This is a genomic window from Pedobacter sp. GW460-11-11-14-TSB4, from assembly GCF_059423705.1.
Window position 1 is genome coordinate 1 of the sequence record NZ_JBWKYI010000017.1, and the last position, 11,545, is coordinate 11,545.

12 protein-coding genes are annotated in these 11,545 nt (G+C 36.9%); 7 read left to right on the forward strand and 5 right to left on the reverse strand.

Features of this window, described 5'->3' with window-relative positions:
• Positions 1-27: 27 nt before the first annotated feature.
• Positions 28-192 (reverse strand): hypothetical protein, encoded by a 165-nt coding sequence (locus AC07YT_RS16205; RefSeq protein WP_494945411.1) that lies wholly within the window; start codon positions 190-192, stop codon positions 28-30.
• A 124-nt stretch (positions 193-316) separates the two neighbouring features.
• Complete coding sequence (locus AC07YT_RS16210) at positions 317-502, reverse strand: hypothetical protein (RefSeq protein WP_086547700.1); 186 nt, start codon at positions 500-502, stop codon at positions 317-319.
• Between the two features lie 625 nt (positions 503-1,127).
• Here AC07YT_RS16210 and AC07YT_RS16215 point away from each other — a divergent pair.
• The 7 genes from AC07YT_RS16215 (at position 1,128) to AC07YT_RS16245 (ending at position 8,459) form a co-directional block, all read left to right on the forward strand.
• Positions 1,128-1,304, forward strand: coding sequence for a hypothetical protein (locus AC07YT_RS16215; protein ID WP_494945412.1), 177 nt, complete (start codon positions 1,128-1,130; stop codon positions 1,302-1,304).
• Between the two features lie 58 nt (positions 1,305-1,362).
• On the forward strand, positions 1,363-2,784 hold the full coding sequence (locus AC07YT_RS16220) for a S41 family peptidase (protein ID WP_086547701.1): 1,422 nt from the start codon (positions 1,363-1,365) through the stop codon (positions 2,782-2,784).
• A 74-nt stretch (positions 2,785-2,858) separates the two neighbouring features.
• Complete coding sequence (locus AC07YT_RS16225; RefSeq protein ID WP_494945413.1) at positions 2,859-3,914, forward strand: sensor histidine kinase; 1,056 nt, start codon at positions 2,859-2,861, stop codon at positions 3,912-3,914.
• Positions 3,911-4,636, forward strand: a complete 726-nt coding sequence (locus tag AC07YT_RS16230; RefSeq protein WP_086547703.1) for a LytR/AlgR family response regulator transcription factor — start codon at positions 3,911-3,913, stop codon at positions 4,634-4,636. Before AC07YT_RS16225 ends, AC07YT_RS16230 begins: the two co-directional genes overlap by 4 nt.
• A gap of 195 nt (positions 4,637-4,831) precedes the next feature.
• The gene (pruA, locus tag AC07YT_RS16235) at positions 4,832-6,466 is read left to right on the forward strand and encodes an L-glutamate gamma-semialdehyde dehydrogenase (RefSeq protein ID WP_086547704.1); all 1,635 of its coding nucleotides are present in this window, start codon (positions 4,832-4,834) and stop codon (positions 6,464-6,466) included.
• Between the two features lie 128 nt (positions 6,467-6,594).
• Positions 6,595-8,103, forward strand: a complete 1,509-nt coding sequence (locus AC07YT_RS16240; protein WP_086547705.1) for a sulfatase family protein — start codon at positions 6,595-6,597, stop codon at positions 8,101-8,103.
• 95 nt (positions 8,104-8,198) lie between these two features.
• The gene (locus tag AC07YT_RS16245) at positions 8,199-8,459 is read left to right on the forward strand and encodes a hypothetical protein (RefSeq protein ID WP_086547706.1); all 261 of its coding nucleotides are present in this window, start codon (positions 8,199-8,201) and stop codon (positions 8,457-8,459) included.
• Between the two features lie 65 nt (positions 8,460-8,524).
• Here the strand turns inward: AC07YT_RS16245 and can are convergent, their stop codons facing one another.
• The 3 genes from can to AC07YT_RS16260 all read right to left on the reverse strand — a co-directional run bounded on the left by can (position 8,525) and on the right by AC07YT_RS16260 (position 11,295).
• On the reverse strand, positions 8,525-9,181 hold the full coding sequence (gene can, locus AC07YT_RS16250) for a carbonate dehydratase (protein ID WP_086547707.1): 657 nt from the start codon (positions 9,179-9,181) through the stop codon (positions 8,525-8,527).
• A gap of 2 nt (positions 9,182-9,183) precedes the next feature.
• On the reverse strand, positions 9,184-10,791 hold the full coding sequence (locus AC07YT_RS16255; RefSeq protein WP_086547708.1) for a SulP family inorganic anion transporter: 1,608 nt from the start codon (positions 10,789-10,791) through the stop codon (positions 9,184-9,186).
• A 159-nt stretch (positions 10,792-10,950) separates the two neighbouring features.
• Complete coding sequence (locus tag AC07YT_RS16260; protein ID WP_086547709.1) at positions 10,951-11,295, reverse strand: hypothetical protein; 345 nt, start codon at positions 11,293-11,295, stop codon at positions 10,951-10,953.
• Between the last annotated feature and the right edge of the window lie 250 nt (positions 11,296-11,545).

Here is an 11,545-nt window from a genome sequence, read left to right on the forward strand (position 1 = left end):
CTCGTATGCCCCCTTTTAAACTACAATTTATCCTGCACTATGCATATGTGAACTTTTACCTTGTTCGTTTGCATAGATAAGAAATTCGTGAGTGTAGAATGCCACCCAATACCATGCAGATTCTCCTCCATCGATATTTAACAACTCTTCTAAACTCAACTCATCTACCCTTAATTCTTGTAAATTCTTCATAATATTATATTAAAAAATTAGACGGAATAGATCTGGTGCGTATTGAATAAATACATATATTCCAAGACCTATAATTACGTTAATGAAAAAATTCAATATTTTTTCTTTTTTTATATTAAATATTTTAATGACGAGCTTTCCCAGTTCCACCATCATGCCATCCTTCTCTAATATCTCCCCAATTATTTATTGCTGATATAGCTATAGCTATGCCCAAAGCTGCCCATGGAAATCCTTCTCCACCGGTGTTAATCATTTCCTTAGCATCCATTTCCTGAACGCCAAAATTTTCTAATTTTAAATTTTTCATAATTAGTTTTTCACTTAAGTTTTCTTACTCATTTAAGGCTTTTCAGATTCCGCCTATGTTGGCCTAACATGAAACAAGTATTGGATATTAAATTTCAACCAAAAAAAAGATACACTAAAAGGCTTTTTATAAGTACAAAAAGGGATAATACGATCAAACACTACCAAAAATTACAACATTGAATGAAACTGGCGCTAATCCAAATCTCTGTCTACATAGAAAATAAGACAAATATGTATTTTAAAATAGTTCACCATTTAAATATAAATATCGACTATAATTGTAATTGAAAACGATGGAAAAAAATTATCTTCTACTTATTATGCTTATGTCCATTCTATAATTTATAAGCGCAGAAGTGAAACTGTAGTGATGATTTCAATGCTTAACAGAAAGAATTTTAAAAATTATGTTGGCTCTTTACGTCTCATCCATAAAATGGCAGACCATGTTACCGATTGGATTGATTATGTAAAGATGTATAAAACTAAAAAGATTTACTAGTTAAATTACACAATATATTGGTTTGGTACAGTTAAACAGCCGTTTGGTGTATATTTTTTGGCTGTTACATCCAGAAATAACACTTTTAAACACATTTATTTAACTATCCATTATTTTAATTATGAAAAACAAAAAATTAGAAAAAAAGACTTTATTTGTTTTTAAGAGAAACGACTTTACCCATTTGACGAAAGAGCAAATGAAGAAAATTATCGGAGGTAATAGTCCAACTACTAACCTATCAGGAGAGCCTGATTGTGAAAATAAAACAATACATAATCAAACCTTAAGTGGTTAGTATTTATGCATCAAATCAGTTTAAAATTAAAACATTTGCAAACACTATCCCATTATTGATGAAATATATATTTCTCTTTTTTTTCTTATTTATCTTTTCATTTGCCTTAAAAGCTCAAAATTGTAACTGTAATGATAATTTTCTATTCCTGGTAGAAAAAATCAAAAAAAACTACATTGGTTATCCTGATAAAGTAAATCCTTCAAACCAGTTTCAATTTAAAAAATTTACGGATAGTTTACAGCACGTTGCCTCTACTTCCAATTCTTACAAGTGTTTAAGCTTAATGAGAGAATGGCTCAGTTTTTTCAAAGACAAGCACATTGATGTCGGGATGGATTTTAGCAAACTTTCTCCTGATTCAGTGAAGATGTTTTTTGCTAATGAAGAGAAAACAACCTGGACAGAAAAACGTTTTAAATCTTATCTACAGGAAAATAAGAAAACGCTAGATAGTATAGAAGGAATTTGGAATTATGGGATGTATGAAATTGGAATTGTTAAAGATCACACCAAAAAAAATATTGAATTTATTGGTTTTGTGATAAAAGCCGATAGTGTACGATGGATGCCACAACAAATAAAATTTAAAATCGGGAAGACTGACAATCAGTATAAAACTATTTACTATAGCGGCGGTGATCATTCGGTTAATTACCCCGCTTTAATTAAACAGAATGACGTACTAGATTTTGGTTTTTTGGGAAAATGGATAAGAGGTGAAAGAAAAGCGAAAACGATACCTCCTCCTGTATACACCGAACCTAACTTAATGTCTAGTTTTAAAAAATTAGATAATCAAACATCCCTTCTTTTACTTCCTTCTTTCAATTCGAAGTATAAAACAAGAATAGATGGTTTAATTGAAAAAAATAAGGATAATTTAGCTAATACTAAGCATCTTATTATTGATGTCCGTGATAATTCAGGAGGTACAACCGGTTGTTTTGAAAAAATAATTCCTTATTTATATACGAACCCCATACATATTGATGGTGGTATTGTATTAGCCACAGATGACAATATTCGTGATTGTTACGAAAAAGATTATCCATATGCATCAGCAGCTTCAAGAAAAGAATTAAAAAAGAACGCGAAAAAATTGAGAGCTAATTTAAATGAATTTTACCCACTCTATAAATCCAGTACCCTGAAGCTATCGAAAGTATTAAAAAACCCTGAACGTATTTCTATCCTAATTAACGGGAATACGGCAAGTAGTGGCGAATTTTTTATTTTAAGAGCTGAACAAAGTAAAAAAGTAACTTTATACGGACAAAATACTGCTGGAAGTGTTGATTACGGAGAAATGGTAATTACTCATCCTCCTTGCAAATTTTTCACTCTTGTTTATCCAGTAGCAAAATCGCTACACGCCATAAAACGGCCATTAGATAATATAGGAATCGCTCCAAATGTAATTATCCCTGATCAAGAGGTTGATTGGGTAAACTATGTAAAAAACTACAAAAGTAACTAATGATAAAACATAAATATAGACTAGTTACCTACCACATAATATTTTGGGTGATTTATGTGCTACTAAATAATATTTTGACTTACGCTCAAAATCCTAAAAGCTATATTTTTAATATTGGGGACATTTTTCTATTTCAAATTCCGAATATCTGTACCGTATATTTATGCATTTTAGCATGTAGAAAATATACCAACCCATTAAAACCATTTTCCTTATTCTTAGGAATTACGATTGCTTTCGCTTGCTCTTACCTCCTTTGGTATGCTACAACTTATCATATTAGGCCTTATGTTAATGCAAATGGATCAACTCCAGCCCCATTCAATTTTATAAATTATGGGGCAGCCGTACTTTTGGTTTTTATTCGGTATTCAATTATAGGTATTGGCTACCATTTTGCCTCTGAAGGAATTAAACGTGAACGAAAACTACGCCTTATCGAAAAAGAAAAACATGAGGCAGAATATGCTTTTCTCCGTGCACAGATTAATCCTCACTTTTTAAATAACACCCTTAATTTCTTTTTTGCAAAATCCTTACCCTTATCAGAAGAACTGGCCAATGGCATCATGACGCTTAGTGAAATCATGCGCTATTCGTTAGAAATAGATAAAGACGACCGGATGACCTTAATAGACGAGGAAATTGATCACATTAAAAACGTAATTAAAATTAATCAGCTTCGTTTCAACAACAAGTTGCAGATCGATTTTAAAGTGAATGGAAATACCGATCATGTAAGACTGATTCCGTTAATTCTAATTACCATTGTAGAGAATATTTTAAAACATGGTAACTGTACAGAAAATATGCATCCAGTTAAAATATTGCTAAGTATTAATGAAATCGACCATAATATCCATCTCAGCACCTGGAACAAAAAGAAAAACGGGCCTAAAGAACTCTCGAGTGGAATAGGTATGGAAAACATAAAAAAACGCCTTACCAATCATTACAACAAAGGCTTTGCCTTAAATATTAACGAAACCGAATTTGATTATAGTCTTGAATTAACTTTACCATACAATAAGATTACCGATCATCAGGAAAAACCAAGTTCATTTGATAATTTGGGCTTTTTAGAACATTTCAAGTTACCGCCGATTAAACCTCAACCATATACCTCATGATTAACTGCATTATTGTTGATGACGAAGACCATGCCATTGAAGTAATACAACATTACCTGAAATCTGTTGCAGCAATACAGATTACTGCAACATTTACCAATCCGATTGATGCATTGAGCTTTTTAAGCAGCAACCCGGTAGAACTCATTTTTTTGGATATCCATATGCCGGAGATCTCGGGAATTGATTTCATCCAAACAATGAACAACAAAGATGTGCAGGTGATCCTGACTACCGCCTATAAGGAGTTTGCTACCGCTGGTTTTGACCTCGATGTGGTTGATTATTTAGTTAAACCTATCCCGCTGCCTCGTTTTTTACAAGCCATAAATAAAGCACAAAAGATAATCAACAGCAAAAAAGCCAACATACCGGTTAACCAGCAGGATGATGATTATTTTATGGTTAAAACGGAAGCTAAAGGTAAAATGCTTAAAATTAATATTGCCGAAATCGATTTTGTTGAAGGCATGAAAAACTATATCGCTTTTCACCATAACGGGATTAGAACGCTTGCACTCTTAACCATGAAGGATGTAGAGGAAAGATTGCCCAAAGCGCAATTTATCCGGGTGCAGAAATCGTTCATCGTAGCACTGAACAAAATCACTTCAATAGATGGAAACAGGATCATTTTAAAAGGTATTTCAGCAGAGATATTAATTGGTGAAACCTATCGAAAAGATTTTCTGGACATGATGAAACAAAAACTGCTGCTGTAAATGAGTATGCTGTTTAAGCCAGCAAACCCGTTAACTCATATTTAGGTTAGGCGAATTTTAACCGAAATCCCCCTTTAATTAACCCGGCTAATCATTCAGTTGCACAGTCAAACGTTTGCCCTATTTTCTTTACAGAATAATAGAATTGGCTATTCCAAAAAGCGTTATCTTTGCCCAAATCATAAAAAATAAAATATGCTTAAAGGATTTTTTAACGTACCTACCCCGGTTAACGAGCCCATTAATAGCTATGCGCCAGGCACAAAAGAACGGTCGCTTTTAAAAGAGGCTATTGCTGATGCGCGTTCTAAACAATTGGATATTCCGATGTTTATTGGCGGACAAGAGGTACATACTAAAAATAAAAAGAAAGTAGTCGCTCCACACGATCATCAACATGTATTGGCTACCTTTAGTTATGGCGATAAAAGCCATGTAAAACAAGCCATAGATGCTGCTTTGGCCGCCAAGGCTGATTGGGAAGCTTTAGCCTGGGAACATAGAGCTGCCATTTTTATGAAAGCTGCTGATTTGATTGCCACAAAATACCGCTACCAAATTAATGCAGCAACCATGCTTGGGCAAAGTAAAAATGCCTATCAGGCTGAAATTGATGCCGCTTGCGAGCTGGTTGATTTCTTGCGTTTTAATGTAAGTTATATGCAGGATATTTATGGCCAACAACCACCGGTATCGCCTAATGGCATGTGGAACAGAACAGAACAACGTCCTTTAGAGGGTTTTATATTTGCTTTAACACCTTTCAACTTTACCGCAATTGCTGGTAATTTACCTGCTTGTGTAGCCATGATGGGTAATGTAGTGGTGTGGAAACCTGCAGATACCCAGGTTTATGCAGCCAATGTAATTATGCAGATCTTCCGCGAAGCGGGTTTACCAGACGGTGTAATTAACCTTATCTTTGCCGATGGCCCTGAAGTTGGCGATGTAGTTTTCAATCATGCTGATTTTGCCGGTATTCACTTTACAGGCTCAACGAAAGTTTTTCAGGAAATTTGGAAAACCATCGGAACAAACATCCATAAATACAAATCATATCCACGCATAGTTGGTGAAACTGGTGGTAAAGATTTTATCCTGGTTCACCCTAGTGCAGACGTGGCTGCTTCAGCTACTGCAATTGTTAGGGGCGCGTTCGAATATCAGGGACAAAAATGTTCTGCAGCTAGCCGCACCTATATCCCGAAAAGTCTGTGGCCTGAGATTAAAAAATTAATGATCAGGGATTTAGCTTCATTTAAAATGGGCGGAACCGAAGATTTCAGCAACTTTATTAATGCGGTAATTGACGAGCGTTCTTTCGACAAATTGGCTAAATATATCGATCAGGCTAAAAAAGATAAAGGCGTAGAAGTAATCGCCGGTGGCAACTACGATAAGAGCAAAGGTTATTTTATCGAACCTACTATCCTGGTAGTAGACGATCCGAAATATACCACCATGTGTGAGGAGCTTTTTGGTCCGGTGTTATCTGTATACGTATACGAAGATCAAGAGTTTGACCAGGTTTTAGAAATAATTGACACCACTTCACCTTATGCATTAACGGGGGCTATTTTATCACAAGACAGATATGCGATTGAAAAAGCCAGTTACGCTTTGCGCAACTCAGCCGGTAATTTTTACATTAACGATAAATGTACAGGTGCTGTAGTTGGACAACAACCATTTGGCGGGGCAAGAGGATCAGGCACGAATGATAAAGCCGGAGCAATGATCAATTTATTGCGTTGGGTTTCTCCACGTACCATTAAAGAAACTTTTAATCCACCAACTGATTACCGTTATCCGTTCTTAGCAGAAGATTAATATTTACATACAAGGCCAGGCATTATTGTTTGGCCTTTTTTATACGCATAATCCTCGTGTGTAACGGGGATTGAAGAGAGCAGCGATTGTATCGCTTAAATTTATCTAACACTATCCTTTTTCTAACCATGAACCACAAATTTTTATTATCCCTGCTTGTCGTAATGGCCAGCTTCAACTTTTACGCTGCCGCACAGAAGAAACCTAACGTAATTATCATCTACGCCGACGATTTGGGTTATGGCGACCTCAGCTGTTATGGCGCAACAAAAATAAACACCCCAAATATAGATGCACTGGCAAAGCAAGGACTACGGTTTACCAATGGTCATGCTACCGCATCTACCTGTACACCTTCGCGCTATTCCTTAATGACGGGAAGATATGCATGGCGTAAAAAAGGAACAGGTGTTTTGCCGGGCGATGCCGCACTAATTATTCCGACAGACAATACCGCTCTTCCTTCAATTTTTCAGCAAGCCGGCTATAAAACAGGACTTGTTGGTAAATGGCACCTGGGTTTGGGCAACGCAGTAGAGAAGGATTGGAATAAAGAAGTAAAACCCGGACCAAAAGAAGTAGGTTTTGATTATTCGTTTATTTTCCCGGCTACAGCCGACAGGGTGCCAACTGTTTTTATGGAAAATCAATTGGTGGTGGGTTTAGATCCAAAAGATCCGATTGCAGTTGATTATAAAAATCCAATTGGTACAGATCCAACAGGAAAAGACCATCCTGAACTGTTAAAAATGCCTGCTGAAGCTAATCACGGGCACAACCAGACCATTGTAAACGGCATTGGCCGCATTGGTTATATGCAGGGGGGCAAGCTTGCCCGCTGGACGGATGAGGAACTTCCGTTTACCTTTTTAACCAAAGCGAAAAATTTTATCGAAGATCATAAACAAGAGCCATTTTTCCTGTACTATGCCTTAACCGAACCGCATGTACCACGTCTGGCTGCCACCATGTTTAAAGGTAAAAGCGAGCTGGGCAATCGCGGCGATGTAATTTTACAACTCGATTGGGCAGTTGGCGAAATCACCAAACAACTGAAATACCTTGGTCTTGATAAAAATACGATGATCATATTTAGCAGCGATAACGGTCCTGTAATTATGGATGGTTACGAAGACCAGGGTTTCGAAAAATTAAACGGCCATACACCTGCAGGTAGTTTACGCGGAGGAAAATACAGCATTTTAGAAGGTGGTACACGCGAACCTTTTATTATTTCGTGGCCAGCGAAAATTAAACCTGGTGTTTCCGGAGCCTTGGTTTCACAAATTGATTTCTTGGCCTCATTTGCCGGTTTTTTCAACTTGGAAAGCAAAAATGCAATTGATAGTAAAAATGTATGGGACGCCTTTATCGGGAAAGACCAAAAAGGTCGTGACTTCTTTATTGAACAGAGTAATCAACTGGCAATTGTTAAGGATAACTGGAAATACATCAGGCCATCAAAAGGAGAAGCTTTTTATAAGCTTACCCATACCGATAGCGGAAACCTGCCTACGGTGCAACTGTACAACCTGACAGATGATTTGGGTGAAAAAAACAATCTTGCCCTAAAATATCCTGAAAAGGTAAAAGAACTGGAAGCCTTATTAAGTACAGAAGAAGCTAAAACCAAATAAAGCAGGTGGATTGGTTGGATCTCAATCTTCCAGTTTAAAGATGTAAAACCAATCTTCTTTTCTGCTGTTTTATATAAGCAGTTTAAAAGAAGATCATGGAAAATACAAAAGATAATAACAAAAACCTGGGTAATAAAAAAGCAGATAACACTGCTGATAAAAGCAATATGCCCGATCAATTGGTGCCCCGCCACCGGAGTAACGATAAAGAAAAGAAAAACACAGTAGAAACAGATGCAGGCAACCTTGGCCGAAATTTTGGCAGAGGCGATTTTGGATCTGAAGAAGCCAGAACGGATGCCGAAAAAGGCAATCAGGGCGAAGCGGGAAACATGCCCAATACCACAAAAAAATAAAAGCCCCCGATTAAAATCGTGGGGCTTTTCCTAACAACTAAAAAATAACACCTGTTGTGGTGTTTTTATCCTACTTTAAATGCAGGGGCAACATCATCAAGACCAGTACAAGTTACTTTAAGGTCTTTAATGATTCCTGTTTTTAAACTATAAACCCAGGCATGCACAGCTAGCTCCTGACCATTGGCCCAGGCGCTTTGTACAATTGAGGTATTGGTTACATTTGCAGCACCCTCAATGGCGTTTAATTCAACTAAGCGGTCAAAACGTTGATCAGGATCATTGATTGCCGCCATTTCACTTTCGTGAGTACGGTATACATCGCGGATGTTTCTCAACCAGTTATCAATAATTCCTACCTGTTTATTGCCTAATGCAGCTTTCACGCCGCCACAGCCATAATGGCCACAAACAATAACGTGTTTAACTTTTAATACATTAATTGAATAATCCAGTACTGAAAGTAAATTCATATCGGTGTGCACCACCACATTCGCAATGTTTCTATGCACAAAAATATCGCCTGGTTTTGTATTGGTTATCTGGTTGGCAGGCACACGGCTATCAGAACAGCCAATCCACAATACCGGTGGACTTTGACCTTCAGAAAGTTTATCAAAAAAGGTAGGATCGCTGTCGATTGTATCTTTAACCCAATCCTTATTCCCTTGTAACAGACTATCGTATGTTATATCTTTCGTATCTATTGTTTTTGCGCACATATTTATGACTTGTTTATATCTTCTTCTACTTTTATATTTAATTTTGGTACTGTATAATGTTTTTGGATGTTCTCCAGCATTACAATAATACCTTTTGTATAGGCATTATGTTTGTAATTATAAATGGTTTCCAATACATCAGGATCTATATACCTTGCATTTGATCCATCAATAATTACGTTTGTTTCTTTAGGAATATTCGTTAAAACTACTTGTATCGCTGCTTTATTTAAGAAAGAAACTTCCTCTGCCAGTTTAATCCTGATGTGTTTTTTGTCGCCTTCGTTGGTAATTCTGTAAAAGAAGGGGTTACGCATATTGGTACGCAATAAATAGAAAATCGAAACCAACATACCAACGGCTACACCTTTTAACAGATCGGTAAATAAAACCGCTAATACCGTAACCACAAAAGGAATAAACTGATCCCAGCCTTTGTGGTACATGTGTTTGAATAAACTAATCCGCGTTAACTTATATCCGGTTACCAAAAGAATTGCGGCTAAACACGATAATGGAATCATGTTAATTAATCCCGGGATAAATAACAACGATAATAGTAACCAACCACCATGAAAAATAGCCGACATTTTGGTTCTGGCACCAGCATTTACATTGGCCGAACTCCGCACAATTACCGATGTCATTGGTAAACCACCCACCATACCGCTGGCAATATTACCTAAACCCTGAGCCATTAGCTCTCGGTTTGTTGGCGATACACGTTTAATCGGATCTATTTTATCAATGGCCTCAATACTGAGTAAAGTTTCTAAACTCGCTACAACAGCAATGGTTAAAGCTATTATATATACATTCTTATTGGCCAGCTGCGAAAAATCAGGCATCGTAAATAGACCCAAAAATTCGCCGAAACCATTTACTACCGGGATTTTCACCATCTGGTCGGGACGTAAAGGGTGATCGGTACCCGCAAACAGTATAGTTCCGAGCACACCTAAAGTTACCACCAATAATGGTGCAGGTACAACTGCTAATTTTGGAAACTTAGGCCAAACGATCAGAATAGCTATGGATAATAAACTGATAACCACCGCAGCCAAACTAAAATGGCTTATTGCTGCTGTAATCGCAGAAAAAGTATTTTCGTGATCTTGTTGAAAGAACCCTTCATCGCCACTAAAATCGGTATCAACACCTAAAGCATGTGGCAACTGTTTTAAAATCAAAATCAGTCCGATTGCTGCAAGCATCCCCTCAATTACACTCGATGGGAAGTAATTACCAATAGTTCCGGCTTTAACCAGACCTAAAATCAACTGGAATACCCCCGCTAATACCACGGCCAGTAAAAAGGTCTGGTAACTACCCAATGAGGTGATGGCACCTAATACAATAACGGTTAAACCCGCTGCAGGGCCACTCACGCTTAATTGTGAGCCACTAAAAGAGGCAACCACTACCCCTCCAATAATACCTGTGATTAAACCAGCAAATAATGGCGCACCTGAGGCTAGTGCAATACCTAAACATAATGGCAATGCCACTAAAAACACTACAATACTTGCAGGTAAATCTTTCTTTAAATTCTTTTTAAGAATATATTTCTTCACGTCCGAGCCTGAAAAGGCCGGGTTAAACTTTTGCATAACGATATAATTATCTGGTAAATTTTAACGAATAAATCGCGGGGGAAATCCTGAGGCCTGTTCAGAATGGCATAACCATACGGTGTAAAAAATTTTAAACACAGCAGATATGCTCAATTCAATTGAGCAGGCACAATAATTACCCCAAATAATAAAATACTAGATAAAGTTAGGCGGCGGTGTTGGAACAGTAGGATGATATGGATCTACATATCTTTTAAAATGTTCTATAAAACTGCTCTTCAAAAAGAAATGGCTTGAAGAGAACTCGTAAGAAAAGATCGGGTGATTAAGCTCGATGAGTTTGAAATCGGTAAACTTTGCGGTGTCTTTGGCGGTATCTTTTCCGCCTTCATGCTCTAACTCGATTTGCATGATTACGGCGTTCATGATTTCCTTGTCAATACTCGTACAAAATACCGGCGCACCAGATATACCCATCTTCGCCATGAAGATGAACATGAATGAGGCAACGATTAAATACTTGTATTTCCTTAAAAACATCTAAAATTCTAATGTTGTTTTAATACTTATCGTTACAAAAATAAACGGATTATTGGTTTTTCAATGCTTTAAGCTGTAAAAAAAATGTAATATAACAGATAGGCGATTGCATTCCGCATGAAAAACTCAACGTTTAAAGGTTTTGGAAAGACTTGATTCCGGTTATAAAAAGCCGTGGTTTCCTGCAACAGCCTCAGTTAAATAAACCTGATTGCCGGGAAGAGCTTCCGATCCTTTACCGATAAATCGG

Coding starts and splice junctions, on each gene's coding strand:
- AC07YT_RS16205 (WP_494945411.1), bottom strand. CDS start 192: ATGAAGAATTTACAAGAATTAAGGGTAGATGAGTTGAGTTTAGAAGAG.
- AC07YT_RS16210 (WP_086547700.1), bottom strand. CDS start 502: ATGAAAAATTTAAAATTAGAAAATTTTGGCGTTCAGGAAATGGATGCT.
- AC07YT_RS16215 (WP_494945412.1), top strand. CDS start 1,128: ATGAAAAACAAAAAATTAGAAAAAAAGACTTTATTTGTTTTTAAGAGA.
- AC07YT_RS16220 (WP_086547701.1), top strand. CDS start 1,363: ATGAAATATATATTTCTCTTTTTTTTCTTATTTATCTTTTCATTTGCC.
- AC07YT_RS16230 (WP_086547703.1), top strand. CDS start 3,911: ATGATTAACTGCATTATTGTTGATGACGAAGACCATGCCATTGAAGTA.
- pruA (WP_086547704.1), top strand. CDS start 4,832: ATGCTTAAAGGATTTTTTAACGTACCTACCCCGGTTAACGAGCCCATT.
- AC07YT_RS16240 (WP_086547705.1), top strand. CDS start 6,595: ATGAACCACAAATTTTTATTATCCCTGCTTGTCGTAATGGCCAGCTTC.
- AC07YT_RS16245 (WP_086547706.1), top strand. CDS start 8,199: ATGGAAAATACAAAAGATAATAACAAAAACCTGGGTAATAAAAAAGCA.
- can (WP_086547707.1), bottom strand. CDS start 9,181: ATGTGCGCAAAAACAATAGATACGAAAGATATAACATACGATAGTCTG.
- AC07YT_RS16255 (WP_086547708.1), bottom strand. CDS start 10,791: ATGCAAAAGTTTAACCCGGCCTTTTCAGGCTCGGACGTGAAGAAATAT.
- AC07YT_RS16260 (WP_086547709.1), bottom strand. CDS start 11,295: ATGTTTTTAAGGAAATACAAGTATTTAATCGTTGCCTCATTCATGTTC.